Origin of the sequence: Sphingomonas sp. R86520 (assembly GCF_042466285.1) — a bacterium.
Taxonomy (GTDB): Bacteria; Pseudomonadota; Alphaproteobacteria; order Sphingomonadales; family Sphingomonadaceae; genus Sphingomonas.
The window spans coordinates 3,013,640-3,038,734 of the sequence record NZ_JAXHBZ010000001.1 but is presented as its reverse complement, the minus strand read 5'-3'; the positions used below and the strand labels follow the sequence as shown (position 1 = coordinate 3,038,734).

At 66.7% G+C, this 25,095-nt stretch carries 24 protein-coding genes; 12 read left to right on the top strand and 12 right to left on the bottom strand.

Annotated elements, in window-relative coordinates:
• The first annotated feature begins 41 nt into the window (after positions 1-41).
• Positions 42-647 (top strand): hypothetical protein, encoded by a 606-nt coding sequence (locus SJY41_RS13910; RefSeq protein WP_380782637.1) that lies wholly within the window; start codon positions 42-44, stop codon positions 645-647.
• Positions 648-713: 66 nt separating this feature from the next.
• On the opposite strand, the gene SJY41_RS13905 is transcribed toward SJY41_RS13910, so the two are convergent.
• The 5 genes from SJY41_RS13905 to SJY41_RS13885 form a co-directional block, all read right to left on the bottom strand.
• Positions 714-1,556 carry a phosphoadenosine phosphosulfate reductase family protein gene (locus SJY41_RS13905; RefSeq protein ID WP_133032427.1) on the bottom strand — a complete coding sequence of 281 codons (843 nt, stop codon included), beginning with the start codon at positions 1,554-1,556 and terminating at the stop codon, positions 714-716.
• A complete protein-coding gene (locus SJY41_RS13900) occupies positions 1,553-4,879 on the bottom strand; it encodes a hypothetical protein (protein WP_380782635.1) in 3,327 nt (1,108 codons plus the stop codon). The genes SJY41_RS13905 and SJY41_RS13900 overlap by 4 nt, the downstream gene beginning before the upstream one ends.
• Entirely contained in the window at positions 4,876-5,793 is a 918-nt protein-coding gene (locus SJY41_RS13895) for a DUF4007 family protein (RefSeq protein ID WP_380782633.1), read from the bottom strand. The genes SJY41_RS13900 and SJY41_RS13895 overlap by 4 nt, the downstream gene beginning before the upstream one ends.
• A gap of 48 nt (positions 5,794-5,841) precedes the next feature.
• On the bottom strand, positions 5,842-6,981 hold the full coding sequence (locus SJY41_RS13890) for a cysteine desulfurase family protein (protein ID WP_380782631.1): 1,140 nt from the start codon (positions 6,979-6,981) through the stop codon (positions 5,842-5,844).
• A 75-nt stretch (positions 6,982-7,056) separates the two neighbouring features.
• Positions 7,057-7,620 (bottom strand): TetR/AcrR family transcriptional regulator, encoded by a 564-nt coding sequence (locus SJY41_RS13885; RefSeq protein WP_380782630.1) that lies wholly within the window; start codon positions 7,618-7,620, stop codon positions 7,057-7,059.
• Between the two features lie 110 nt (positions 7,621-7,730).
• On the opposite strand from SJY41_RS13885, the gene SJY41_RS13880 reads away from it, so the two are divergent.
• The 3 genes from SJY41_RS13880 (at position 7,731) to SJY41_RS13870 (ending at position 10,377) form a co-directional block, all read left to right on the top strand.
• Complete coding sequence (locus SJY41_RS13880; RefSeq protein WP_380782628.1) at positions 7,731-8,477, top strand: glutathione S-transferase family protein; 747 nt, start codon at positions 7,731-7,733, stop codon at positions 8,475-8,477.
• Positions 8,478-8,514: 37 nt separating this feature from the next.
• Complete coding sequence (locus SJY41_RS13875) at positions 8,515-8,889, top strand: tautomerase family protein (RefSeq protein ID WP_380782626.1); 375 nt, start codon at positions 8,515-8,517, stop codon at positions 8,887-8,889.
• Between the two features lie 72 nt (positions 8,890-8,961).
• Positions 8,962-10,377 (top strand): NAD-dependent succinate-semialdehyde dehydrogenase, encoded by a 1,416-nt coding sequence (locus tag SJY41_RS13870; RefSeq protein ID WP_380782624.1) that lies wholly within the window; start codon positions 8,962-8,964, stop codon positions 10,375-10,377.
• 191 nt (positions 10,378-10,568) lie between these two features.
• Here the strand turns inward: SJY41_RS13870 and SJY41_RS13865 are convergent, their stop codons facing one another.
• Both SJY41_RS13865 and SJY41_RS13860 read right to left on the bottom strand, forming a co-directional pair.
• Positions 10,569-10,730 carry a hypothetical protein gene (locus SJY41_RS13865; protein ID WP_380782622.1) on the bottom strand — a complete coding sequence of 54 codons (162 nt, stop codon included), beginning with the start codon at positions 10,728-10,730 and terminating at the stop codon, positions 10,569-10,571.
• A 157-nt stretch (positions 10,731-10,887) separates the two neighbouring features.
• Positions 10,888-11,190, bottom strand: a complete 303-nt coding sequence (locus SJY41_RS13860; RefSeq protein ID WP_380782620.1) for a helix-turn-helix domain-containing protein — start codon at positions 11,188-11,190, stop codon at positions 10,888-10,890.
• A 227-nt stretch (positions 11,191-11,417) separates the two neighbouring features.
• On the opposite strand from SJY41_RS13860, the gene SJY41_RS13855 reads away from it, so the two are divergent.
• The 3 genes from SJY41_RS13855 (at position 11,418) to SJY41_RS13845 (ending at position 12,613) form a co-directional block, all read left to right on the top strand.
• Positions 11,418-11,873 (top strand): hypothetical protein, encoded by a 456-nt coding sequence (locus SJY41_RS13855; protein WP_380782618.1) that lies wholly within the window; start codon positions 11,418-11,420, stop codon positions 11,871-11,873.
• Between the two features lie 252 nt (positions 11,874-12,125).
• On the top strand, positions 12,126-12,266 hold the full coding sequence (locus SJY41_RS13850; RefSeq protein WP_380782616.1) for a hypothetical protein: 141 nt from the start codon (positions 12,126-12,128) through the stop codon (positions 12,264-12,266).
• Positions 12,263-12,613, top strand: a complete 351-nt coding sequence (locus tag SJY41_RS13845) for a helix-turn-helix domain-containing protein (protein WP_380782614.1) — start codon at positions 12,263-12,265, stop codon at positions 12,611-12,613. Before SJY41_RS13850 ends, SJY41_RS13845 begins: the two co-directional genes overlap by 4 nt.
• 373 nt (positions 12,614-12,986) lie before the next feature.
• Here the strand turns inward: SJY41_RS13845 and SJY41_RS13840 are convergent, their stop codons facing one another.
• Positions 12,987-13,523: a hypothetical protein gene (locus tag SJY41_RS13840; RefSeq protein WP_380782612.1), complete on the bottom strand. Its 537-nt coding sequence runs from the start codon at positions 13,521-13,523 to the stop codon at positions 12,987-12,989.
• Positions 13,524-13,851: 328 nt separating this feature from the next.
• On the opposite strand from SJY41_RS13840, the gene SJY41_RS13835 reads away from it, so the two are divergent.
• Genes SJY41_RS13835 through SJY41_RS13825 form a run of 3 tightly spaced genes read left to right on the top strand, consistent with a single transcriptional unit; the run spans position 13,852 to position 18,423 of the window.
• A complete protein-coding gene (locus SJY41_RS13835; RefSeq protein WP_380782610.1) occupies positions 13,852-15,366 on the top strand; it encodes a hypothetical protein in 1,515 nt (504 codons plus the stop codon).
• On the top strand, positions 15,363-17,663 hold the full coding sequence (locus tag SJY41_RS13830; protein ID WP_380782607.1) for a hypothetical protein: 2,301 nt from the start codon (positions 15,363-15,365) through the stop codon (positions 17,661-17,663). The genes SJY41_RS13835 and SJY41_RS13830 overlap by 4 nt, the downstream gene beginning before the upstream one ends.
• Complete coding sequence (locus SJY41_RS13825; protein WP_380782605.1) at positions 17,653-18,423, top strand: hypothetical protein; 771 nt, start codon at positions 17,653-17,655, stop codon at positions 18,421-18,423. The genes SJY41_RS13830 and SJY41_RS13825 overlap by 11 nt, the downstream gene beginning before the upstream one ends.
• A 235-nt stretch (positions 18,424-18,658) precedes the next feature.
• Here SJY41_RS13825 and SJY41_RS13820 read toward each other — a convergent pair whose 3' ends face one another.
• Together SJY41_RS13820 and SJY41_RS13815 are read right to left on the bottom strand one after the other, a co-directional pair.
• Complete coding sequence (locus SJY41_RS13820; RefSeq protein ID WP_380782603.1) at positions 18,659-19,714, bottom strand: hypothetical protein; 1,056 nt, start codon at positions 19,712-19,714, stop codon at positions 18,659-18,661.
• 352 nt (positions 19,715-20,066) lie between these two features.
• Positions 20,067-20,780: a hypothetical protein gene (locus tag SJY41_RS13815; protein WP_380782596.1), complete on the bottom strand. Its 714-nt coding sequence runs from the start codon at positions 20,778-20,780 to the stop codon at positions 20,067-20,069.
• Between the two features lie 114 nt (positions 20,781-20,894).
• On the opposite strand from SJY41_RS13815, the gene SJY41_RS13810 reads away from it, so the two are divergent.
• On the top strand, positions 20,895-21,437 hold the full coding sequence (locus SJY41_RS13810) for a hypothetical protein (protein WP_380782594.1): 543 nt from the start codon (positions 20,895-20,897) through the stop codon (positions 21,435-21,437).
• A 10-nt stretch (positions 21,438-21,447) separates the two neighbouring features.
• Here SJY41_RS13810 and SJY41_RS13805 read toward each other — a convergent pair whose 3' ends face one another.
• Positions 21,448-22,026 carry a hypothetical protein gene (locus SJY41_RS13805; protein ID WP_380782592.1) on the bottom strand — a complete coding sequence of 193 codons (579 nt, stop codon included), beginning with the start codon at positions 22,024-22,026 and terminating at the stop codon, positions 21,448-21,450.
• A 642-nt stretch (positions 22,027-22,668) separates the two neighbouring features.
• On the bottom strand, positions 22,669-23,796 hold the full coding sequence (locus SJY41_RS13800) for a hypothetical protein (protein WP_380782590.1): 1,128 nt from the start codon (positions 23,794-23,796) through the stop codon (positions 22,669-22,671).
• Positions 23,797-24,309: 513 nt separating this feature from the next.
• On the opposite strand from SJY41_RS13800, the gene SJY41_RS13795 reads away from it, so the two are divergent.
• Positions 24,310-25,062 (top strand): hypothetical protein, encoded by a 753-nt coding sequence (locus tag SJY41_RS13795; RefSeq protein ID WP_380782589.1) that lies wholly within the window; start codon positions 24,310-24,312, stop codon positions 25,060-25,062.
• Positions 25,063-25,095 lie beyond the last annotated feature (33 nt).

The following is a 25,095-nucleotide window of genomic DNA, read 5'->3' as shown; positions in this document are numbered from 1 at the left end:
TCGGCCGCGGCCACGTTTTCTGGATATGAGTGGAGGATTTCATGGCTGTCATCGGTGAGTTGCTGTTCTGGTCGCGGGCCGACCAGGCGAGTCTTTCGGACGTGCTGAGGCATAACCTGGAGGTCGAGGTCCGGCAGAAGATAAGTCAGCTGCCGGCCGCGCGCTTCGACCGGGAAGACGATGAGAAGATGGTCGCCGCGCTGGTGAAGGAGATGCAGTGCGAACCGATCGAGTTGCGACTCGAAGAGTCGGACGCGGAGGTGACCGACATCTCCGTCACGGTGCGGGACGTGTTCGGAGATGACGCGACGGTTCCAGGGCTTCGTGTCGTCAAGGTGGTGCCGTTCGACGGGGAGAGGGACCTCTTCGGCCTGCGGCCCAACTCGTGGAATCCAAACCCGCCCCGTGGCGAGGTACGGTCCGGCAGGCTCCTGATAGGCATGGAGGTCCGCCAGAGCCAGAGCGAGGAGGCGCTGCGCTACATCGAGGAGACGCTCGCGTCCGTTCAGACGTGCATCGCGAGCCAGCGCCCCATGATCGACGAATTCAACCGCGCGCTCGTCGAAACCGTGCGGTCCGCGGTGATCAGCCGCCGGCAGACCCTTGGCACGGCGTCCGATCTCGCCGCCCGGCTCCGCGGGCGCTGAAGTCCCCCGTTCGACGTTCGACCGCACCCCGCGACCAGCGCGTCGCCAGTGCGGTCGACGTCGCCCTCACTTGTGGCAGGTCACGCAGCCGCCGCTCGCCTCTTCGATGCCGTAGACGTCGTCGATGGTCTCCGGGGCTCTTCCCGACAGCGGGTTCGCGGGGCGGCGCTTACGGAGGCGGTCGAGCCGCTTCTCGTAGTCGGCCTTGATCTGGGCGACACGTTCGGGCTGCGTCAGCGCGATCAGGCTCTCGCCCTGGCTCCATGTGAAGGGCGAGCCGCCGTCCATGGCGGTCTTCTCGTAGTTCACCGCCTCGTCGAAGCGGTCGGGATGGCGTTCGGCCAGCCGCACCCATTCGATCTTCTGCTGGAAGAAGCAGAAGGTGCAGCCCGATCGCGACCGCCAGTCATAGTATTCGGGTTCGCCGACGTCGGCGTTGCGAAGGATGTCGATCACCCCCTTGCGGTCGATGCCGGCGTCGCGGAGCGGAAGGTGGACCAGCATGTTAGACTGGGTCGACTGGTAGCCCTCGCGCGATGGTTCGTCCGCGCGGATGGCGACGTAGGAATGCACGGTGACGCCGGCGTTCAGATCGTCCCGGAGCCAGTGCTCCAGCGGACGCAGCTTCAGCTGACGCGTGCACCACCGGGTGCGCGGCGAGGGCAGGAAGTTGCCGTACTCCGCCATCCAGAAGTCGAAGTCGCGGTCCGGGTTCAACCGGGCGATCGGCTGTCCGAGGAAGCCTTCGAGCCGGTCGAGGAACGAGTAGACTTCGGGAAGCTCCTTTCCCGTGTCCGTGAAGAAGTACTCGAGCCTCAGGTCGGGCCTGGTCTGCCGCATGTGCACGGCGAGCGCGGCGCTGTCGCGACCGCCCGATACCCCTAGAATGTGCCGTTCCCTGGTCTTCATGCCGCCTGCGCCTGTTTCTGGATCGAGCCGTCCTCGAGTGCGATGCCCGCGATCGCCCGGGCGAGTGCCGCCAGCTGTACGCTCGCGAGCCGATCGCCCGAGTTGAGCGTGGCGAGGATCTGGTCCGCGAGCGACGTCGCCTGCGACTTCTCTGCCTCGGTCAGGATGAAGCTGCGGACGACCGGGAGCACGGCGGCGTCGAGACCGACGATGAGGGCCATGGCTTCGGCCGTCGGTGTGCGGTCCCTGACGATCGCGAGCGCCTCGGTCTCGCGGAAGCGCCTGCAGAGCTTGCCCAGTTCGAGCAGGGCCTGGTCCGCGTCACGGTCCGACCACGAATGCGGCGGCCGGTGGAGCAGCAGACTGGCGAGGCCCTCGATGTCGCCTTCGCCGGTCCCGAACGCTCCGGCACGCATCGCGAAGGCCTCGAAGGCGAAGTCGTTCGTCAGGTCGCGAAGGTTCTCCGCGCGCTCCGCAACTCCGCTGAACGTGTCGGCTTCGACGCCGAGGCCGCGGGCCAACGCCAGTCGGAGGCTACCGAGCAGCTCGCCGTACACGCTTTCCGAACTGGTGAGCGCGTCGAGCACCGCTTCGGCCGAGAGACGGCCGCCGAGGGCTTCGGGAATGCGTTCGAAGAGAACCTCTTCCGGATCGTTCGCCCGCAGGACGGCGTCGCGGACCGCGACGCATTCGGCGGGGATGGACTTGGTGCGTTGGGCGTATGCGGTCAGGTCCTCGAAGCGTCTATACAGCGTCTGGGCGACGGACAGCGCCGGCGCGTCGGGCGCGAGTTCGAATGCGTTGGCGAGGCCGCCGAGATATGCGGCCTCCTGCACCGACCGGTCGATCCTACGGAGCCGGATCGCCTCCGGCCGCTGCAGCATCTTGTCCGCGAGCACGTCGTCGAAGTCGGTCTGGAAGACGCCGTCGACATAGACCGCGACGCGGTCGCGTCTGGACATGAGGTTCGCCATCGCGAGCAGCGGCATCACTCCCGCCTTCATGCCGAACGGCGCGGCGGACCAGGTGGCGTAGACCTGATCGAGCGTCACGTCCGCCGTGTCCTCGATGACCGACCATGCCGCGGTCAGCGTCGCGCCGGGGCCGTCGGACAGCGGCGCGCGGAAGTCGATCGCGCCGTCGACTTCGCGGTGCAGCCCGAACGGCCGCAGCACCGTCATGTACAGACCCATCTCGGCCGGATAGCCGGTGAAGCCGAGATCGGCCTTCTCCGGTCGGTCGACCATTGCGTGCATGAGGTTGCGCACCGCGGCCATGGCGCTCGACGATGGCCTGTTCCGCTGGAGGAGCTCGCTGTGCAGGACGGGCGCCTCGCTGAACGCCTTGTCGGCGAGCGTGCTGGCGAGCACCGGCAGAGGCTGACGAACTGCGTCGTCGTCTTCCGTCGAGAGCCGCCAGGTGGCCTCGTTCAGTGCGGCATCGAGGCGACGCAGCAGGTTCTCGGTCGTCGAGGCGTGGCGGGCGCCCGTCTCGCGACGCGCGATCCGGTCGCCCTCGAGCCGCAGATTGTCGCGCATCACCCGCTCCAGCGCGAGCAGCTCGGACGCCGGCGCGAGAAGATCGTGGCGAGAGGGCGCCGCGCCGACGGCCACGATGGCGCCGGCCTTGCGGAACGCGTCGGCCATGAGCTTGCAGCGGACGTCGATCTCCGGCCGGTCGAAGGCCCCGTCGTTGACGACGAGGACCAGCATCCCGCTGCCGCGCCGTTCGACCTGCGACAGGCGCTTCGCCGCATCCTGAGGCTTCTCGGTCCGCGCGGCGATGTCCAGGACGATGTCGAACGTGCGCAGCGTGCCGGTGCGCAGATAGTGCCGCTTGGCGGCGACCGCCGGAAGGCCGACGCGTGCGGGGATGGCGTTGAGTTCTGACGACGAGGGTTGCGACGATACGAGGCCGATCGCCTCGTCGAGATCGAAGTCGCTGCCGGCGAATAGCGCGTAGCCGCCGAGGCGCGGCTGCGGCATCAGGATGGCCCAGGACAGCAGGTCCCTGATGGCGGCGTCGACCGCCTCCCGATCGGACGACGGAACCGCGAGCGCGAGGAACTCGTCCGAGACCGCGACGCCCGAACCGTTGCGGAAGAACTCGATGATGGCCGCCGCCTTGGTGAGCGAGACGTGGAGCGGACCGCCCTTGGCGCCCGCGCGTTCGATCGCCTCGAACGCGAGGCTGAAGCGGCCGCCGTCCTGACCGCCGGCGAGCGCCATCCCGAAGTTGGTCGCCAGATAGTCCCAGAGCCGGTCCGGATCGTAGGTGCGACCGCCCGCGGCGGGCGTGCCGGTCAGATGCTCCTGGAAACCTGCCGGTTCCGACGAACTGAGGAAGCCGAATACGCTGCGTTCGTTCTGGGCGAAGCGCTGGCGGGAAACCGGCCCGAGGAGCAGAGCGGTGATGGGATTGAGCGGCCAGGTCGCGGCGAGGGCGGAGGCGAGCGCCTTGGCATCGACGGGGCGACGTCCCCCGACCTCGGCGGCGACCGCCTTCGCCGCCGCGCCTGCCGCCGCCGGACGCTTGGCGCATCCGATCGCGCGGCCGAGGAGCGTGACCGTCTCGTCGGGTCCGGCGAGGAACGGAAGATCCTGGAACCTGCCCTGGACCTTGGCCCATTCCCGCCGGGCGTCGCGGTCCGCACGGGCCGCGTACTGCTCGAAGGATTGATGGAGGATGCCGAGGACGACGAGTCGGCCATCGCTGCGGGCGGCGGCCTCGGCCAGATCCTGGAGAAGGTGGACGTCGCCGCCGTGGAGCGCCGCGAACTCGAGCATCTTGCCGAGCTCGTCCAGGATGATCAACGTGCCGCCGGCCCTCCTGCCGCGGCCCCTCGGTGCCATGATCGCGTCGATGAGTGCCTGATCCGACACCATCGCCTCGCTCGTGCGGTCATCGCTCCAGTCGAGCGACGCCTGCGCGGCGGCGGTGATCGCCTCGCGGAGACCGATGCGGCTGCCGGTGACCGCGAGCACGTCCCAACGCCCGAGGCGCGTCGGGAACGCCTCGTCGAAGAGGCCGGCGACCTCGTCGCCCGCGATGTCGCGCGCCACGTCCCGATTGTCGCCCTTCCCGGCGATCAGGTTGGCGAGCAGCAGCGCGGCGCACGACTTGCCGCCGCCATAGGGGCCAGTCCAGGTGAAGGCGCCTTGCCCGCTTTCGATCTGACTGCACGCCATGGCCGTCAGCGACTTGGCCACGCTCGCCTGCAGGACGTAGCCGACGAGCGGCGGCGTGCCGGCGAGATCGCGGTCTATGCGGGCCGACCGGGCGAAACGCCGCTCGATGGTGACGATGTCCGAAAGGGTCTTCATGCCGCTTCCGCCATGCGGCCGTAGGACCGGGTCAGCAGATCGAGCCAGTCGGGTTCGTGGCGGCGATGGACCTGTCGAAGGCCCGCCGTGTCCGTCCACGTCCAGGATCCGTCGGTGATCGCGTCGAGCGCCATCAGTCGCGTGACGACGCTGTCCTCGTCGAGCTTGAACACCCGTCCGGGCGAGCCGGGTTCGTACGTGACCTGCTCGGCGGTGAGCGTCGTGGAGTCCCCGCCGGTCCTCTGCCAGAACCGATCGAGGGCGAAGGCGAACACGCCGTCCGGCAGGGTGGGCTTGGGCCCGCGCACGAACTCGAACCATCCACCGATGCGGGCTTCGCGAACGAGGCCGAGTTCGGCGAGCAGCGGCTCGGCCGCGTCCTCCGTCAGCGCGCCCGTGCGGCGGACGTAGCTGCGCAGGAAAACCTCGACGTCACGCTTGATCGTGACGCGGGTCGCGCGCCATCCACGCTCCTCCACCAGCCGCAGCAGTTCGCTGCCCAGACCCTCGCTGTCGAAGTCGACGCCGGGCAGGGCGTTGAACGCGAAGTACGCCGTGGTCGTCATCTCGGGCGTGGATGCGATGTGCCAATGGGTGAGCCATATCGTGGCGGGATGCTCGACGAACGGGTCGAGACCGTCGTCGTCGAGGATGGCGGAGGCTAGCGCGGTGGGCCAGAGCTGACCGGCTCGCTCCTCGATCAGACCACTCGCCATGTTCCAATGGCGCATGGAGACTGCCATGTTGCGGCCGACGCCGAATCGTGCGATCGCTTCGTGTTCTTGGAATGTTCTCAACGATGCGCCGCCACGGACGGCCTCGAACGCCTTCTTCGGCCACAGCAGACGCAGCGGGAAGGTCTCGTGCCCGGCGAACTGCACCTTGGTGGCTTGGTCTTGAAGAACGTTTCTCATGCCGGAACGATAGCGGAACGCGCCCCGCTGGACAAGTCGTCCAGTGGCTTACGCGTGAAGCTCGACGCGTTTGGCCAACAGCCGGGCGGCATCGACGGCCTCGTTCTCGGTCGAGTATCGGTTGAAGTGGACGCGCATGGTCGATCGACGCCGTCGGTCGTCGAGGCCCATGGCGGCAAGAACATGCGAAGTATCGATCTGCCCGGACGTGCAGGCCGACCCAGTGGAGAGCATCACTTCGGTCGACAGGGATTGAGCTATGGACTGTGCGTCTGAGCCGATGATCACCAGACTTGCTGCTCCGGGGATCCTTTCCGTGCCGTCACCATTCACCGTGAACCGCACGTCGCATCTTGAAAGCTCAAGAAGGAACATGTCGAGAAGGGCGTCCGCGTGCTTGCCGTCCCGATCGAGCCGCATGCCGGCCACGGCCGCCGCGGCGCCGAAACCCGCGACCAGCGCGGTCGGCTCGGTCCCTGCGCGCAGACCCCGCTCCTGATCACCGCCCAGCACAAGCGGGGCGGGGCGGGGCGCCGTCGCCGACACGTAGAGCGCGCCCACGCCGGCGGGGCCGTACATCTTGTGCGACGACGCGCTGAGATAGTCGACGTCCATGTCGAACACGTCGATCGCCACCTTGCCGACCGCCTGAGCGGCATCGCAGTGGAAGAGCGCGCCGCGCTCATGGGCGAGGGCCGCGACGGCGGCGACAGGCTGGCGCACCCCCGTCTCGTTGTTCGCCGCCATGACCGACACGAGAAGCGTGTCGTCTCGGATGAGGGACGCCAGCGCGTCCAGATCGACGACGCCGTCAGCATCGACCGGCGCGACGTCCACGACGAAGCCCAGGTCGCGCAGCCGGAGGGCGGGCGCGAGCACCGCCTTGTGCTCGACCGCGGACACGATGACGCGGCGGCGGGCGCTGGAGCCGGAGAGGGCGGCCAACGCGACGCCGGTGATGGCGATGTTGTCCGCTTCCGTCGCCCCTGACGTGAAGAACACCTCGGCGGGGGACGCGCCGATGAGTTCGGCGACGCGGGCGCGTCCCTCCTCGACGGTCACCGCGGCCCGCTCGCCCGCCGCGTGGGGCGAACCCGGGTTTCCCGGTCGCGACCAGGCATCGAGCATCGCGTCGCGCGCCTCGGGTGCGAGCGGCGTGGTGGACAGACCGTCGAGATAGATGGGCATCTGCACGGCTCCTATTGCGACGTTGGCGGGGCGCTTGTCGAGAGTGCGACCGTGACAGGGTGCGACAGGTCTCGCTTACGCCGGCAACAGACCGGTCGCGCGGTAGCTGTCGATCATCGTGTCGAAGAGCACGATATCCGAACGGCCTCTCGCGAAGAGCTGAGCACCGGCCATGGCCGCGTAGATCGCCCGCGCGCGCGTCTCGCTTTCCTTGGCGGAGACGATCTTGGCGGCGACGAGAAGCTTGCTCAGCCACGCGACATTGACGTCGGCAAAGCCCTGGACCTCGGTCTTCACCGGGTCCGGAAGATCGTCATATTCCGCGGCCATGAAGCTCGACAGGCAGACCCGGTTGTCGTTCGCCAAGGAAAGGCGAAAGATCTCGGGGTAACGGTGCAACGCGCTGATCGGATCGGGCGAGCTGTCCGAGATCGCCTCGAGCTGCCCGACCGTATCCTCCCAATAGCGCCTGGCGACCGCGGCGCCGAGATCCGCCTTCGTCGCGAAATGATGGTAGATGCTCGGCGCCTTGATGCCGACCTCTGCCGCGATATCCCGGAAATTCAGGCCGTTGTAGCCATGCGCCATCGCAGTGCGCCGTGCCGCGGCCAGGACCGCTTCTTTGGAAGTCGTGCTCACAGATCGCCTCACGTCGTCAGAAAAAACCAACCAAGTGATAGATAGGGGGTTGACCGACCCGAAGCAAGCGCGCATCTCCGGCCTACCGATCACTTGGTAGGGAAATGACCATGAGCATCCAGACACCCGCTTCCGCCGCCGCGCTTCGCCTGTTCACTTCGCCGTCGGCGTTTCCGAACCCCCAGCGGCTGCGCATCTTCCTGCATGAGAAAGGTATCGCCGATCAGTTCGACGAGCGCATCTACGACATGACGCCTGTCGGCGAGCAGCGTCAGTGGAAGCATCTGAAGATGAACCCGTGGGGCGAGACGCCGACGCTGCAGCTCGCGGACGGCGGCTTCATCTCCGAAACCGCCGCCGTCGTGCGCTATCTCGACCAGAGCTTCCCCGGCCGCCGCATCATGGGCGAGACGCCCGAACAGCAGGGGCTCGATACCATGTGGGACAACCGCGTGTGGGTTCACATCCTCTACCGGATCGTCACCGCCTTCCACGTGCTGCACCAGGGCCTCGGCCCGAAGCTCGAGCTGACCGCCAATGCCGCCTGGGGCGAGCATTGCCGCAAGGAGGCGCTGGCGCACGCCGCGTTGGTGGACCGGCATCTGTCGGACGGGCGCGACTGGCTGCTCGGCGGTGACGAGCCGACATTCTCGGACATCACGATGGCGACTGCGATCGCCTTCTCCAAGTTCCCGGTGAATGCCACGCCGCTCGACGAGCGCTTCGAACACATCGACGCCTTCTGGCAGCGCTGGATGCGCCGCCCGACCTTCCTCGCCGCCTATGCCGATCGCAACAGCGGCGTGCCCGAACTGGATGATAGGCCCGAGAGCCCCGTCTCCGGGAATGCCGCCTGAACCTTCGACCCACGCGTCTCAACGAAAGGGATTCATCATGCCGTTCGCTCGTATCGACCTCAACAAGGGCAAGAGCTCTGAGTATCGCGCCACGCTGGCCGACATAGTCTATCAAGGGATCGTCGGAGTGCTGAAGGCGCCCGACGGCGACCGCTTCATCGTCGTCAACGAGCACGAGCCCGAGAACCTGATCTACGACCCGAGCTTCCTGGGCTTCGCGCGCACGCCCGACTTCGTCCTGATCCAGGTCACCAGCACCGTCGGCAACGACAAGGAGTCGAAGTTCGCCTTCTACCGCTACATCGCCGACGAACTGCGCGGCAAGCTGGGCGTGCGACCCGACGATATCATGATCAACATGGTGTTTGTCGACAGGTCCGATTGGTCGTTCGGCAACGGCCAGCCCTGGTGATCGAACGGGATGGGCGGCGCCTGGAGAGCCGCCCATCCTCTCGCCGCTGCGCGCGAATTAATGGAGGACACGATGTCGAACACCACCAACGACCCGAACACGATCTATGCCGCCGGGGCGGTCTCGCGGAATCCCGCGACCGATGCACTCATCGCCACCTATCCCTATCAGACGCCCGAGGAGGTCGAGGCAGTGCTGAGCGCCAACGCCGACGCCTTCCTGCTATGGCGCGATACGCCGATGGCGGAGCGGGTCGCGGCCTATCGACGTCTCGCCGCTACGTTGCGCGATCGTTCGGAGGCGCTGGCGTCGCTGATCACCGCCGAGATGGGCAAGACCATCAGTGCCGCGCGTGCCGAGATCGAGAAGTCCGCCGCGACGATCGAGTGGATCGCCGAGCATGGCCCGGAGATCCTCGCCGACGAACCGGTGTCGGTCGATGGCGACGACGAAGTGCACGTCTCCTATCTGCCGATCGGCAGCATTCTCGGTGTCATGCCCTGGAACCTGCCGATCTGGCAGGTCATTCGGGCGTCTGGTCCGATCATGTTCTCCGGCAACGGCTTCCTGTTGAAGCATGCGCCCAACGTGATGGGCGCCGCCTTCGCCCTTCAGGACGTCTACGAGGCGGCCGGGTTTCCCAAGGGCCTGTTCGCCAACATCAACGCCGACAACGATACTGTCGCCAGTGTCATCGCCGACCGCCGGGTGGCCGCAGTCACGTTGACCGGCAGCATGCGGGCCGGGGCCGCCGTCGCTTCCACCGCCGCCAAGGCGCTCAAGAAGAGCCTGCTCGAACTGGGTGGTAGCGATGCGTTCATCGTACTGGCGGATGCCAACATCGATCTCGCGGTCGAAGCCGGGATCACCGCCCGCTTCGGCAATAGCGGCCAGGTCTGCCTTGCCGCCAAGCGCTTCATTCTCGAGCGGCCGATAGCGGAGGAGTTCACCCGCAAGTTCGTGGAGGCCGCGAGGAAGCTGACGGTTGGCGATCCCCTCGATCCCTCGGTTGCGCTGGGCCCGATGGCTCGCAACGACCTTCGCGACGAACTCCACGTCCAAGTCGAGCAGACGATCGAACAGGGTGCGACCCTGCTGCTGGGTGGCCGCAAGGTTGATGGCCCCGGTAATTTCTACGAGGCGACCGTCCTGGCGGACGTCGATCGGGGGATGACGGCGTTCGAGCAGGAGACTTTCGGTCCTGTTGCCGCGATCACCATCGCCGACGACGTCGAGCATGCGATCGAGTTGGCGAACGCCAGCGACTATGGTCTCGGCGGTAATCTTTGGACCGCCGACACGGCGCGCGCACGACGTATCGCCCGGCGGATTGAAACGGGCGGCGTGTTCATCAACGGATTTAGCGCGTCGAACGCCCGCATCCCGGTCGGAGGCGTCAAGAAGAGCGGTTACGGCCGAGAGCTCTCTCATTTCGGATTGCGGGAATTCACCAACGCCCAGGCCGTCTGGACAAAGTTCGTCGCGTGAAGCGTTCCTGTCGGGAGGGATGGCGGACGAGGTGTTGAGCGAACGTCCGCTTTCTCTCTTGCTACGACCGAAAGCTGCTGAGCGCTTGTCCCACCCAGGGAACGACCGCTTCCAGGATTCTCGATCAACGTCGCCGCGGCTTTGCGCCGGGCCGGTCAATGGCTCCGTAGGAGCTTGTCGGCATTTGCCTTCTAGAAATCCGACGATCCCTCGTCCGTGAAATCGATCGCCGCGATGACGCAGAACGCGTTGAAGAACATGGCCGTCGAGGACGGGCAGCTCGCATTGTCGGCAAAGGTCTGTCCGATATCCTCGACGCCCGCCCTCATGATGTCGCTGGAGTGCAGCGCCACGAGGCAGGCCGGCAGATCCTCGTATCCGTTCGCGTGATTCGCTGCTCGATGATCACGAGCGCACGATAGCAAGGTGCGGCGAGAGCGGAAGCTGCACACGTCTCGGAATTCTCAAGTCGGCACGGGTCGGGATCGCTCCCGGCCCGTGCGACGGCATTCACGCGGCTGGCGGTCGCCCGCGGCGTGTCTTCGGCGGGTCGCTGGGATTGCTCAGCTCCTTCGCGACCGAGTTGAGGAAGTCGGGCATCGAGACGCGCAGCACGCCCGTCATCTTGGCGAGCGTTTCGAGCGTCAGGTTCTCCTCGCCCCTTTCGACTCGGCTCATGTACTGGAAACGGACGTCGATCGCGCGCGAGAACGCTGCCTGCGAGGTGAACCCCGCAGCCACGCGCGCGTGGGCGATGGCTCTGCCCATCGCCTGCTTCAACGCCATCTCGTCCGGGTTCGCTGCCTCAACCATGTCGGGATCGTAGACGCTCGAGCCCTCCGTGTCGACGCGCCTCGCCCCCCGCCGGGGGGCTTTCGCGTCGGTCTTCGTGGTGCGGATCGGGCGGCGTGGAACGTGCCGCGCAACGGCTGCGAATGAACTCCTGTCTCGTGGGTGGAAAGGGCTGAAGCGGACGCAACTTGACAAACTGACGCAACTAATCTACCTATAGGTTGAGTTTAATTCGAGTGGAGGTCGTTATGCCGCACACCGACATTGATACTGATCCCGCGCTTCGTCCCTCCTTCGATGCAGGTGCAACGCTTGCGGCGCCATCGGGTGACATGCTCGCAGACCTGATCGGTCGGCTCCGCCTCACGCAGGGCGAGATCCGCGGGCTGCTGCGCATGTCGGAGGAACCTGTCAGCGTGGTTCCCGATCGCGGGCAGGGGGCGATCAGGATCGGTTCGGTGGCTTCCGCTCTGGGGGAGGCGCTCTTGCTGGTGGGCGATGACGAGCTCGTCGCCGGTTGGCTCCGTTCGCCCCACGCGAGGCGTGGTGGCGCGACGCCGATGGCGGAGGCCGAGTTCGCGGAAGGCGATGCGCAGATCCGCTTCGTGCTCCGCCCGGACCCGATGGAACTCGTCCTGATGATGGCGGAGCGCACGGTGTTCCGTCACCGCGCGGCATTCGCCGACATGAAGGCGGACGCCTGACATGCGATACGTCGTGATCGATATCGGAACCGGCTCGTCGGTGGATGGCATGCTGAACGCGGCACCCCAGGCCAGGACGGCGATGGATCTTTCCGCCCTTCACCGGCTGAGGGCGATCGTCGGGTCGTCTCTCGATGTCTCGGGCGGTGGTGCTAGGTCGAACCTTCGCATCGAGCGCTCTGGCTCGATGGCCATGAGCTGGAGATGATTTTCGGTATCGATAGGGCCCTCCCTGGCCTGGCTGTTGAGGACATGTTGATCGCGTTCGACGGACGATCCCGCATCATTCCGATGCCGTTGCCGCGCGCTGCCGCCGCGGGGTGTCCCGCCGTCCCGACGCTGGGCGGCTCGGCCGTCCGCAGCGTCGCGCCGACCGTTTCGCTGGTGGCATGATGGACGACCTGGAATGGACGGCGTTCGGTCACCGTCCGCGCGACGATCATGGTGGGCCGTTCCGGGTCCCCGACGCCCGCGTGCTTGGCCAGCGGCTCGCCGCCCTGCGTTTCCGCTACGGGCTTTCCGTTGCCGACGTCGCGGACGCGGCGGGACTACGGCATCACCAGATCGAGGAGTTCGAGGAGTACGGCGCGGTGTCGGCCGAAACGTTGCTCTGGCTGATCGAAGTGCTCTGCCGGGATGACGGCCTCGCCGACGCCTTCCGCACCCCGAGCTTCCGGGATCGTGATGATTTCCGGCGGCGCTGGCACGGCGGATCGAACGTCGTGTCGCTGCGTCGCTGACACGGTGGTTTCAACCCTGCTGCCGTAGAACCCCCTGTCCCGGGCTTCGGCGTCAGCCGCGGGCGATGCCCCTCAGATTTCTTCGCGCGGCTCCTTCCGCTCACCCGTCCGCGACTTCATCGGGCGCGGTCGGTCCAACGTCGGACGACGCTGCGCTTCCGCTTCGGTCGGACGGAGACTTCGGGAACGCCAAACCTGCGATGCCGGCGCATCCCGTCGGATTTCCGGGACAACCGCTTCGCGCCTGCACGCGAGGCCGGCGCACCGGATACGGAAAGGTGCCTTGGCTGCGCTTCGGCCGCCTACCAGTGCAGTAAGGGCCCGGCCCCCTCGATTGCCATACCATCACGGTCGGCTGGGTGGCCGTTCGTCATCAGGCCTTCTCGATCGACTCCTCGGTACGGATGTCCACGACGTGCGACGGGCAGCGGCACCTCAGGTCGACGCTGTCCTCGCCGTCGCGCCGGATCGATCGCTGGAGCACGATGGCGGGATCGGTGAGGAACGGCGCGTCGACGATCCTGGACAGAGGCCCGCCGGCGGCGGCGGTCAACACGGTCTCGGGTAGCATCGGGGTGATCACGATGACGCGCCTGCCGATCGCGATAGCGCTGTTGTCGCCCTCGAAATGCATCGTCAGATCGAGATGGCATCCGTCGCGGATGCGCAGTTCGATACCGCGCACGTGGCGATCCGAGCCGCTGCCCAGCAGGCGATTTGATGCGGCGGGAACCCAGCGGCCGCCGCCGGCCGCCGCGATCTCCCAGGCGTGGCGCGCGGTGTTGCGCAGACCGTCGTCGCCCGCGGCCAGAAGGTCGCGCAGCGGGCGGCTGATTCGCACGGTATCGGGGGTGCCCGCTGCACCCTGGCGATCGTCGTGACACATAGAAACGGGGGACTTTGAACGCATTTTTCGACCGCTTAAACCTTCATTTTTTCGGATAGTTAGTTTGGCCTGCCCGCTGCCCAAGTGCCGGTCTCAGCGGGCCCGTTTCTATGTGTCACTCCGCGCTTTGTAGACGGGCTTGCATATCCACGTCAATGGTAATATTACCGTTGCTATGAGCAGTCAGTTTGCGTTCGTGTTCGACCTCCCCGCGCCCTTGGTCCAGGGCCGCCCGGTCCCCGCGTCCCCGGTGAAGGGCCGCTCGGCCCTCGCTCGTCCAACACCGCCGCCGTCACTGCCGCTCCCTTGCATCGCGCCCGCGACCCCTTCGATCACGCCCTCGGCGCCGCCGATGCGTGGCCCGAACCGCCACCAGCGCCGGACCCGCACGACATACGGCCGGTATCGATCTCGCCGCCGCCCCGCGCCGCTGCCCAAGCCGTTCGCGGGATACGGCGCCTATCGGCTGGTGGTCGTCCGCAGCATCGCCCATGTGATCGGTCCGGCGGGCAAGCGCTGCGAGGAGCTCACCTCCTACGCGAGACATCTGCTCGCGCCACCACCCCCGCCGCTGGTCGTGCCGGGGGCGCGGCCGAGGGCGGTCAGGCACGATCCCTTCGCCGAGACCCGTCGGATCGGCGCGGCAATGGACGCGATCCGGATGCTTCTCGACGCGATCAATTGGGTCTATCCGACCCGCCCCAAGGTGCTCGACGAACTGCTCGACAGCAAGCCGGCACCGGCGCGCTACGTGATCGGTCACTGGCTCGACCTGCGCGGCTGCCACGTCGGCAACGGCCGTGGCTCCAAGGGCGGCAAGATCGTGACCCCTCCCTCCGGTGACGTCCAGTGGGAGATCGGCGTGACGCTCAGCCGGTTCACGCAACTCTTCGACCATTGGGAGGACGTCGAGACCAGGTCGGCACGCAACCCCATGAAGATGGACGCCACGAAGTCACGGCTTGGGGATGGCGAAACGAAGAAGGTCAAGAAGGGCGAGACGCGCTGGTGGCTCGATGTTGACGGCCTGTTCCGGACGAGGGCGGTCGAGAGGCAGGCACCTCGGCCCGACAAACAGGATGCGGGGCGCGGTGTGCTCGAACGGGGACGGGAGATGGGGTGGCCCGAAGAGGTGCAGCTTCTCTACGAGGGCATGCACCTGATGGGTGCGCGGATTGGCCAGCTGAGCGCCGCGACAGTCTACGGGCTTCTCGTCGCCGATCCCGATGAGACCAAGCTGAAGCTGATCCAGAAGGGTTCGCAGGGCGCGCTGGCGTGGACGGCGCGCATGCCGAAGCACTGGCGCGAAAAGGTGCTCGACATGCTCGACCGGCGTACGGAGGGTGGTCTCGCGCATCTCAGGAAGCTGGCAAAATCGAGGAACCCGATCGATCGGGCCACGCTTCGCTCGATCTACATCTTCTCGTCCGACGGCAGTGCACCGGTGCCGTCTTGGAAGCTGACGCATCTGCTTCGGGTTGTGGTGGAGGATCTAGGCCTCTGCTTCATGATCGGGAACGGGGCCGAACCCGCGAGAATGCGCTGGTTCACCAGCCATTGGTTCAGGCATCTGTTCGTGAACCGCATCCTGGACATGATCGCCGCGAAGGAGATCGATGAGTCAGAGCGCGAGCGCGCGCGTGCGAAGGTCGCATCCTACATGGGCTGGAAGCATCCCGAGGCGATGCTGAAATACTATGGCCGCTTCCATTTCGAACGCGAGGTGGACCTGCTCGTGGCGGAACATCAGGACGGTCTGAACGGCGAGGTCTGGGAGGAACTGGGCATCGAGGCTTGGTCCGAGCCAGCCAACGACAACGGGATCTTCGCGAACACGCGCGTTTCGGGTGGGGATCTTCTCGATTGACCTGGGTCCGCTCCCACCTGCCGCGTGCGAGCGCGGACCTGGGCATCGCCCGGGCGACGATCGGCAAGTGTGTGACCGACGGCACGCTGCACGGCGAGCTCGACACGCCTACGTCCGGATGGGTCGAATATGACGACGAGTGGGACGCGCGCGGGATTTGGGACCACGTGTGCTCGCTGGGGTTTTCGTTCGAGCAGCCGGAGGACGTGGACAAGGTCGTGACGATCAAGCAGCGGATGCGCTGCACGGCCCTTCCATGGCCTGACAACTTCCTGATTGCCCTTGTCGAGATGCGCGACGGAGCCGAGCTCACCAAGGTCGAAGGGATGCGTCTTCTTGGTGGTCCGTTCCAGGTGGCCAGGGCCGCATGCGAGCGCTACGCCGAGTTGGCGGGCAGCAAAGTCCAGTCTCTCGTGTACCACGACCCGATGGAGTTGGAGGATCTGCTCGACGAGGCGCCTGAGCCACTCACGACGCTCAAGGGCACCTGCGTCGACGTGGATTACGGGATCGTGTTCGAGGCGCCCGATCCGAGACTGATGGGTCGCGTGGGGGCGATGCGGCCGGGCCAGTTGCGGTGGCTGTCGACGCTGGCCATTCTGATCCACCCGCAGCACGGGGGATTGGCCCAACGACTGCCCGCGATCCTAGGAATGGTCGAGCGCCTCGCGATCGCGCTGGGCGGGGGGTCGGTTCAGGATGCGGCGTTGATCGAGGGGATCATGCGCAAAGCGCTGGAGGTCGAGGACGGCGACCGACCTGATGTGACGACCGTCGCCCGCTATCTGGAGCTGCGCGAACTCGTGGTCGCCTGGTTTGATTGGCAGCCGGCCGACCCGGAGACGGAGGACGGCCAGTTCCTACTGTCCCTGCTTCCGGCAGACCTGCCGCCCGACCTGAGGGCGAGGTATTGGGAAGAAAAGCTACGGATCTCGGCGGACGTGCTGCGCGGAAGGGCGTTGTCGGCGGCGGAAGTCGCGCGCCGTGCTGGAGAACGGCTGGTGTGCGGGGACGCCCGGCTGCGACAGTGGGAACGCCTGACGAGGGTCATCGACGTCGAGATGGCAAGGATCGAGACGGACTTCGCCCGAGGTCGGGAGGTCAGGTTCCCGGTTCGCGTGTCCGACACGTTCCGCGTGGTCCGGCCGGACGGCTCGCTGGTTCCGAAGTTGCGCCAGATCGTCCGGATGGAGATCGTGACGGAGGACATGCTTTGGCTCGAGGCGGCCGAGGGGAGCGGCTGGTCGAAGCAGGTCGACAGCTACATAAGCTCGGAGATGGCGTCGCGCTCGCCGGCCCGGGCCGTTGCGCGCGCACGGCGCAAGAGCCTGCCTCCACCTCCGGATGGGCCTTTCCACAAGCCGGGCGGCGACCGGCGGCTCTACGTGGTCTACGCGGGAACTGATCCAGCCGGCCACCGGGACGACGAGCACCATCCACCCCACTTGGTCGGTCTGTACGCCGTGTCCGCCCTGGTCGAGTCGATGAACATCTCTCCCGAAACGAGTCGGCGTCGGCGGGCGTTGATCGCGGAAACGGGCCTTCCGGCGACGCCGAAGACGTTGACCGGGCTGACCTGGTGGCCGTTCGGCGAGGTGAGCCAGGCGATGCCGCACATCATACTTCGGCACACGGGCAGGATCATGCTTCCATACAAGCAGCTCAGGCTGATGCTCGGTTACGGTTGCGCGGTGGCCAGGCTGGAACTGATGTCCGGTTTGCGCATCGGCGAGACGATGCAGGCGCGCCATGGCAGTTGCTTCGCCAACCGGTCGCTCAAGGACCGGGTTGTGGCAACGATGCGCGGTCGTCCGAAGGGTTGGCCCCGCGACCGGCTTTGGGTGATCGACAAGGTCACGATGGCGTTGCTGAAACGCATCAAGGGCTGGGTCGTCGAGAACTGGTATGCGGACCTGGGGACGCTGCCCTTCGTCGAATACGGTGGGAAGCGCAGGAACGCCGAGCAGGAGCACTGCCCCCCTGCGCGCTACCTGTTCCAACTGTTTCACCGTGCCGCCAACAGCCATGAGCTGAACATGTGTCTGCGCATCACTATGCTCGGGCAGCCCCACGCGAAGGCGCACGACTACCGCTACGCGTTCGCGAAGCTGCTCAGCATACGGCGCGCATCGAGGCGCGCCCGCGCCCGCGCCCTGTCCCACGAGGAGGGCTCGCCCATGGTGGAGCGCTATGGCGAATGGGATTGCGAGGCACTCGACGGCGACGACGGCGTCGTGGCGGAGCTGCAGGATCAGCTGGCCCGCGAGATGCTCGAGGCGATGATCGATGCTGGATAAGGCGAAGGCAGAGTCAACGGCCACCGTCGCGGCGGCTGCGAAGGGCGCGACCGGGAGACCGCGACGTACCGACCCGGCGATCCTGGAGGCCGTGGTAGCCGAGGTCCAGCGGATGGTCGACGGCGGAGCGCGCGGGCCGGCCTCGCTACTCGCCCGGCGACTGGCCGAACGGGGCGTGAAGGTTGCGGTGTCGACACTGCGGGCCGGCGACTGCCGACCACACCTCGAACGGGTTTGGGACCGGAGGCTGCGGTCAGTGCGATCGTTCGGGCCGACCGATGGCCACGACATGCGGCCGGTCGACGAGCTGGTCGACCATGTGATCGATCTGAAGTGCCGTATCGGCCGGGTGGAGGCGGACCTCGAGGGCCGGCCCTACGACCGGAACGACGACGTGGAGCGCGACGTCCGTTCGCTGGCCGCCTGCCGGAAACATGACGATCATAAGCGCGACACCGCGGCGAGGATCGAGGCGTTGATCCCGAGGATGGCCGCTGCGGGCACGGTGCCGACCTTCGACAGCGTGTCGGAGGCGTTAGGCGAAGCTGGACATCCGCTTAGCGCGCGCAGGATCCGATCGCGTGACGAATACAGCCGGCCGATACTCAGGTTCCACGGCGTCGAGCCGCCGATGAAGCCGTTCGACCCGGAGCGCGACCGCCTGTCGCGCCTTTCGGCGGAGGAGCTCGGGGCGATGGTCCGTGCGCTTCTCGCCGAACTGCGGGAAAAGGAGGCCAGGTTCGAGGCAACGCTGGAATGACCCGGCGGCGCGGGGAGTTCGTCGCGCGCCTGTCGGCGATCGCCGGCTCGTTGAAGGTGGGCTGACCGAGCTGGCAGTGCGGGATCACTCGGGGTGGAGTTCGTGGTTTCGTGCCCCGGCTAGTCCAGCGCCTGTCCAGCGAGCGGTTGAGGCCGGTCGCGCGGCGGCGACCGTTAAAGGAGCCGATGCTGGCCTGGGGTGCGGGACGCCCTGCTCAGGCGTCCCTTCACTTCCGTCACTGGATGCGGGCGTCGCCTCGCGGCAGTCCGCTGTCGGCATCGACGGGGATCGTGCCCGTCACCACATCGACGTACGTCCAGTCCCCGTTGCCGTGATCGACCGCGGTGACGATCGCGTCGCGGGGTACGAAAGGATGCTCTGCAACGGCGCCGAAGCTCCGGCCGGACCATGCCATGAGGACCGTCTCCGGCAATGGGCATTCGAGCAGCTTGAGGCGGTCTCCTTCGAACGACCAGCGCTCCCGGAAGTTCTCGATGTCGCCCCTGATGACGCCATCCTCCCAGTAGAGGGCCGCGGCAAGGTCGTAGCCGTCCTCGCCGCCGAAATTGAACTCGATGCACTCCTCGCGGCGCAGGCGCTCGATTGCCTCCGCGCGCGGCAGTCCCGACCCGTCGAGGATCCTCAGCGCCGCCTCGTCGATCCAGCCGACGGCGCGCGACGCCATCGCGAGCGTCTTGAGTTCGGCCCGGCGAACGTGCCGGGTGACGTACCGGCGCAGGCTATCCTCAAGATCGTCGATGTCGTGCGCGACGACGCGGTCGATCCCGACGGACAGGTCACGCCCCATCGTCTCGAAGTCGACGCAGACTTTCGACGTATCGCTGTATCCATCCAGGACCAGGCCCATCGCCACGACCTTCATCGGATGGAGACCGGTCCGGCCCGGCTCGATCACCTCGTCGACGATCTGCCGGTTGAGCCGGATGTATTTGCCGATACCGGTCAGCGTGTTGAACACCCTTGCCGCGGTGAGGATGCGGTCCGCGATCTCCGAGGGTTCCTCCTGCCCGAGATCTCGCGCTGGCAGGTTGAAGCGGAAGTCGCATCCGCCGAAGCCCGAGGATGGGGTCGCGCGGATCTGGGTGAAATACATCTGATCATTGTCATGCCGTGCCGGCGCGATCGAGAACTCGCCGAGCCGCTTCATTCCGCGCCGGCGTTCATTGACCAGCGTGACGATGGTCGCGAGTTCGGCCCTGCGCGCGACCGGGTCGACGCGTGGCTCCTTGAACAGTGGCCCAGTCGATGCCGCCACGATGTCGTTCGTCATGTACATTCCATTTTCCCTTCCAGTGGTCGATCCGGCCACCACTCTCCAACGATTCTCGCGAACGTCGCCAGGAGCTGCCGGCTGCACCCGACCGGCTCGGTCGAAACTAGTGTCAAAGGATGAACGGGTTCTAACCCCGACGACGCATGCCTTGGGTCAGGTTGCCCCCCTACGGGGCGGAGCGACCCGAGCGCGGGCCACCTTTCATTCCGCTGATGGACGTGCGCGGCCCGGCGGGCGCGGACGGTCGCAACGGCTATTTGACCTGGGCCGGCGCACCCGGTCGACCCATGTGACCTGATGGCGTCTGGCGGGGGTCGGCGGCTCCCATCGGAGTGGGGCCGGCAGATCGCTATTGGCCTGGTACCAGGGTTCTGGACGCCGACGCGTAGAATGGCGTGTCGAGGAAGCTCGACAGGTGGGGCGCGGAGCGGACGCGACCTGCGACGAACCGTCCCAATGCGAGGGCACCCGCAATGAGTAGCTGCGGCTCGTTGCGTCGTTCGGCCTCGAGATGAATGTGCAGCAGCATCGTGCGGACCACGTCGATCTCCGCCTTGTCGCGTTCGATCGCGGGCGAATGGACGGCCCTGGCCAGGTTGCCCGCTGCGAAGCCCAGGCCGGCTGCGACATCGTTCAGGCTGGGCCAGCGGCCGTCGCGGCCCAGTTCCAGCATGACGTCGTGGTGCCGTCCATCCGGCTCCTCCAGCCACCGGCGTGCCCCGCCGCCGACGAACGCACGGTGACGGAGACACGCGAAGCGCAGGATGCCCAGGTCGTGATTGCCATTGAAGGTGACCAGTTCACCGCCCGACGCGTGGACGCGTGCGAGATCCCGCTCGGCTGAGGAAACGACGGATGCTTCGCCACCCTTCGGAGTCTGATGTCCTGCCAGCTTGAAGTTGTGAAACCGGCCGGCGTCATCCCGTTCGTATGCCAGGATGGCGAGTGCGGTCACGAACTGCAGAGGTGCCGGAAGGTCGCGTGGGGCGGCACGGCGTCCGGATGCGGCCAGCGCGAGCGGATCCATGCGCGTCTCGATGTCCAGGACGATGCCGGGGGTCATGCACCGGCCCCGCGACGTCGCCGGGGCTGAAGGTCGGGCCGCCGATCGGTCCTTGATCGGAGACCCGCGCTGCTGCAGTCCGTCCGGATGCGGGATGGAAGATCAGTCAGCGCGGTGAGCCTGGGTACGTTGGTGCGGATCTGTGCCATCCTGCACTCGGTGCCGCCCGATCGCATCCCCGCGCTGAAGGGGCGGTTCAGCAACTTCCTGAAAAACGGCTTCCCGGACGTCAAGGCCGTGGGCACGGGCAGCCGCGCCGAATATTGGCCCGAGCACGTGAGCCAGCTGCTCGTCGCGTTCGAGTTGCTCCGATTCCGCATGCCGCAGACCGCCGCGGCGAAGGCGGTGACCGGAAGCATCGACGTCGTGCTGGAGGCCGTCGCACGAGCGGCAGGGCGATTGCCGAACGAGGATGCCGGTCCACCCGTGCTGCTCTCGGTCACATCGAACGCCCTCGTCGAGGATGCCAAGCGCGCCGATCTCGCCGACGTCGCCATCTCGGTGGCCGGGAGCGTCGGACGAGGTGAGGGGGCATCCACCGCGATGATCGTCGACGTGACCGACCTCGTCGCGCGGGCGGTGGCCGCCGCGGCCACGACCGACGAGCCGTTCGGCGCGGCGTTCTTCGCCGCCGCGGACCGGCATAAGGTCGGATAGGCTGTCGGACTCATCTCGCGTCATCAACCGAAGCCGGGTCGACGCCACTGAACGCACGCTGGATCGTCTCGATGAGCGGCGCCACGTGTTCCTCTTCCATGAGCCCCTCGTTCACCGCGACCAGCAGAGCGTCTCGGCAGGTCCCGAGGGTCTGCGTCTCCACATCGTCGCGTCCCAGCGGCGGGAGAGAGTATGGATCCCGTGCGGTGCGGGGCATGGCATCGATCGCCGGAAGCCAGGTCTCCAGCTCGTCCCGACCGACCACGGCCCGGGCTGTCTCGCGCCCACCCTCTCCGAGTGCGACGAGGAGGACGATGCCCGGGTCCTCTTCGCTCCCCAGTAGGGCAAGCGCCAGGGCCCGTGCCATCGGTGCCTCGTCAAACACGTCCCAGCGTCCGACCCACTCGCCGCCCGGGACCGGGTTCCACCACTCGATGCGGTAGCTTGGGCTGCTCTCACCCAGGGAAGGCAAGGCGGCGGATGCGGGTTCCGGGTGATGGTTCGACGCATCGATCGCCGGCCGACCACCCGGCGTAGGGTTCGGCTCGACGCCCCCGGCGATCGCATGCTCGGTTTCAGAGATGGGCATGGCGCTTGATCCCGCAGTGGCTGGCGTGGGGAATCGCCCGCCGCGTGCCATTCCGCCCACGTGGAGCGGCCATCCGACCGCCCCGAACCGGGTCCCGTCGGAAGGTTTCCATTCGCACTGATCGCATGACGCGTTGCGATCTCGCCTCGTCGATCCGTCGGCGCGAACGCATCCGGGCCGGACACGCATCCAGCAGCTCGGTCGCGGGCTCACCGTCGCCGCGAGCGACGGGATGCAACGCCCCTTCGGCGTCGCCGATCGGCGGGGTGCCACCAGCCGCCCGGCCGAGGACGACTTGGCGGGGCGCGCCGACTGGTCGCCATTCGATTGTCTTCATTTCGCCTGCCTACCAGATTTATATCAACCCATAGGTAGAGTATGGAACCTGGCAGGTCAACCCTCGGTACACGGAACCATCAGCGGGCCGGTCACCGCGGACGCGGTGTTCCCCGAGGCGAGAACACTTTCGTTCATCCACCTGCGGGTTCCCAAGGCGCTCGAGCGGCACTCGGCGTTTCGCGGTTCCGGAGTACGGACGCTTCAAGAAACCAGCCGGCGTTGGGCCAGGGGTGGATTGGCTCGCGAGCATACTCTGAAGGACGCACACCGTAGGTCCGGCACGTTGCGGTCCAGTGCAGGTTCTCAGGCGGATCCAGACCGTGATTTGGCAGGGTTCGCAGCGAGTGCGGCCATGAGTTCCCAGGCACGCGAAGAGTGGGCCGTGGCGGCGGGTGGCCAGTCGGCACTGTTGATCAGGGTCGTCAGCCGAACGAGTGATTCGAACGAAAGCTGTCCGTTGAGATCGCCGAGTTCGCGGTGCGGCATCCTCGTGAGCGCCCGAGGCGAAGCGCGTTCCCCGACAGGTCGGTGCCCCAGTCGCGGGGCCAGCTTGTACCCATCGAGCGTACCGTCGAGCAGGCGAGCGGCGTCGGGCCCGAACCGTAGCTTTCGACCTCGCTCCGGCATCACCACGGCGCCAGTATCGGCAAGCGTCGCGATGAGCTTGGGCCATCCTCGCGAGAAGACCGTCGACATGACGATCGTAGGCGGAGCAGGTGCGCCGCGCGCGGCCCCCGACGCCAACTCCGCCAGTATTCCCGCCACGGTGGAAGGGCCTGGAATCTCGATCCCGACCGACGTGGCTACCGACTGGCCGCTGAAGAGGTCGAACGCCATGGTGGCGATCGGCAACGTCGGTTCCCCGTCGAGCCAGACTATGGCCTCGAGGGCGACGTGATCGATGAGGATCACGTCGAGCGGCCATCGGGGCTGAGGTCTTGGATGCCGGGAGTCGTCTTCCTCGTCACCGCGGGCTTTGCTCACTCCCAGTGTTTTTTTTTGGTGCGCCTCTCTCGCGAGGCCGACGCGGCGGCGGACGTAGCTGATGCCGGGTTTGCGCAGATCATCCGGCCACCCCGCCAACACCCCGAGCGCCACCGGCTCCGTCGGCCGATCCGGATCCGCCTCGATGAGCGGTTCGACCTGACCGTCGATGTATTGCGCCACCTCCTTGCTTATCCGGGTCGTGCCATCGACGCGCCTGGCCCAGGGCGCGAGCGCGGCCGGATCCTCGTTCGACTTATGCCAGCGACGCACCAGCGCATAGAAGGCGGATCTGGTGAGACCCGTGCGGCGGCAGAGGACGTCGACGAGAATGGCACCGTCGTCGCCGGCGTTGACATAGTCCATGACGGCGTAGGCCCGGGTGCGCGTGACGTCTCGCCACCGCTCGGGGATCGCCCGCAGACGCTCTTCCAACTCTCTACTCATTTTTTCCACTCCTCTAGCTAGACCCAGATTTCCGACGCTTCAACGACTATGTACCTCTAATTGATTAGTGGGCTTGACCAACCTGACCGAGACGCCTAGTCCGTGTGGCATCGTAATTGAAAAGTGAGGACCGCTCCGGCGGATTTTTCTTTGCCCGAATGATGTTCACTAAACAATTAGAAGTACGTTCGTCCGGTTGCTCGTCGCTGCTTGGCTCGAGCGAGGATCGGAGAGAGGCGCAATGGAGGCCCGAGTGACGTCTGATTTCCTGAGTGATGTTCGCGCGGTGGATCGACGGTGCGACGACGCCCGCTACGCCGGCTTCCCGACATCGTCGGCGGCACAGGCGCGCTGCCCTCGCCCGTCGCTGGCGACCAGGGCCCGGTCGACGTCCCTAGGACCGCGTCGCGGCCTGCGGTCGCCTGCGGGCAGCCAGCGCACGAAGGCGAACATTTCGCTTGCCTACGTCGTTAATATCAACCTATGAGTAGAGATAACAACGGAGGTCAAGTCGTGGTGCAGGAAACCATCAACCGCTCGGTACCCGCTGACGCCGTGTTCCTCGGCGTCGAGGACGGGCCCGTCCAGTCGTTCGTTCCCTATCTGGACGCCGCATGCCTACTGAGTACGACGCCATCGCTCCATCTGGTACGCGGAATGGACGACGGGTCCAGGCGGTACGAGAGCGTCTGGCGTTTCGATGACGCCGCGGATCCGGATCACGCCGGCCGTATGTTCGCCTGGATGTGGTCCAGACCGGACCGGTGGTCCGTCTGGGGACGCGCTGCGACCGGGCTCGGTCCGGCCTACCTGTCTGGAATGGTCGCGCGCGAGACGGCGGACGTCGGGCTGACGGAGCCGGCGACGGTGGACGTTCTCGTCACGCTGCCGTCGAACATCGAGGAGGACCAGGAGGATGATCCCGACCGCGACCGCATCTGGTGCGCGTGCGACGACAAGACGTGGGTACGGGAGAAGACCTACTCCATCCTTCTCTACCATGACGGAAGGCGCTCCGATCCGGTCTTCTCCATCGTCTTCGACCGGAAGGGGGACCGCGATCGGATCTGGGATTTCATGAGGCATCAGACGGGTCGCTATCGCGAGTTCGTCGATCTCGTGAATGCCCAGGGGCAGGCGGCTCTCCAGAAAGTCATCTTCGCGAGCATGCTCGAGACCGAGCGCGCCGTGAAGAAGGCGGGGCTTGGCAGCGGCGGACTTCGGCCATTGCGCTTCTGGCCGGGGCCGGAGAGCGCCGATGCGTAGGACCGATCTCCCCTACTGCTTCACGCGGGTCCT

Bases quoted from the DNA above. Each gene is read 5' to 3' on its own strand.
- SJY41_RS13880 (WP_380782628.1), top strand. From the start codon at position 7,731: ATGAGCATCCAGACACCCGCTTCCGCCGCCGCGCTTCGCCTGTTCACT.
- SJY41_RS13905 (WP_133032427.1), bottom strand. From the start codon at position 1,556: ATGAAGACCAGGGAACGGCACATTCTAGGGGTATCGGGCGGTCGCGAC.
- SJY41_RS13840 (WP_380782612.1), bottom strand. From the start codon at position 13,523: ATGCGTTCAAAGTCCCCCGTTTCTATGTGTCACGACGATCGCCAGGGT.
- SJY41_RS13875 (WP_380782626.1), top strand. From the start codon at position 8,515: ATGCCGTTCGCTCGTATCGACCTCAACAAGGGCAAGAGCTCTGAGTAT.
- SJY41_RS13910 (WP_380782637.1), top strand. From the start codon at position 42: ATGGCTGTCATCGGTGAGTTGCTGTTCTGGTCGCGGGCCGACCAGGCG.
- SJY41_RS13805 (WP_380782592.1), bottom strand. From the start codon at position 22,026: ATGCCCATCTCTGAAACCGAGCATGCGATCGCCGGGGGCGTCGAGCCG.
- SJY41_RS13900 (WP_380782635.1), bottom strand. From the start codon at position 4,879: ATGAAGACCCTTTCGGACATCGTCACCATCGAGCGGCGTTTCGCCCGG.
- SJY41_RS13845 (WP_380782614.1), top strand. From the start codon at position 12,263: ATGATGGACGACCTGGAATGGACGGCGTTCGGTCACCGTCCGCGCGAC.
- SJY41_RS13890 (WP_380782631.1), bottom strand. From the start codon at position 6,981: ATGCCCATCTATCTCGACGGTCTGTCCACCACGCCGCTCGCACCCGAG.
- SJY41_RS13860 (WP_380782620.1), bottom strand. From the start codon at position 11,190: ATGGTTGAGGCAGCGAACCCGGACGAGATGGCGTTGAAGCAGGCGATG.
- SJY41_RS13895 (WP_380782633.1), bottom strand. From the start codon at position 5,793: ATGAGAAACGTTCTTCAAGACCAAGCCACCAAGGTGCAGTTCGCCGGG.
- SJY41_RS13800 (WP_380782590.1), bottom strand. From the start codon at position 23,796: ATGAGTAGAGAGTTGGAAGAGCGTCTGCGGGCGATCCCCGAGCGGTGG.
- SJY41_RS13820 (WP_380782603.1), bottom strand. From the start codon at position 19,714: ATGACGAACGACATCGTGGCGGCATCGACTGGGCCACTGTTCAAGGAG.
- SJY41_RS13870 (WP_380782624.1), top strand. From the start codon at position 8,962: ATGTCGAACACCACCAACGACCCGAACACGATCTATGCCGCCGGGGCG.
- SJY41_RS13825 (WP_380782605.1), top strand. From the start codon at position 17,653: ATGCTGGATAAGGCGAAGGCAGAGTCAACGGCCACCGTCGCGGCGGCT.
- SJY41_RS13815 (WP_380782596.1), bottom strand. From the start codon at position 20,780: ATGACCCCCGGCATCGTCCTGGACATCGAGACGCGCATGGATCCGCTC.
- SJY41_RS13850 (WP_380782616.1), top strand. From the start codon at position 12,126: ATGTTGATCGCGTTCGACGGACGATCCCGCATCATTCCGATGCCGTTG.
- SJY41_RS13835 (WP_380782610.1), top strand. From the start codon at position 13,852: ATGCGTGGCCCGAACCGCCACCAGCGCCGGACCCGCACGACATACGGC.
- SJY41_RS13855 (WP_380782618.1), top strand. From the start codon at position 11,418: ATGCCGCACACCGACATTGATACTGATCCCGCGCTTCGTCCCTCCTTC.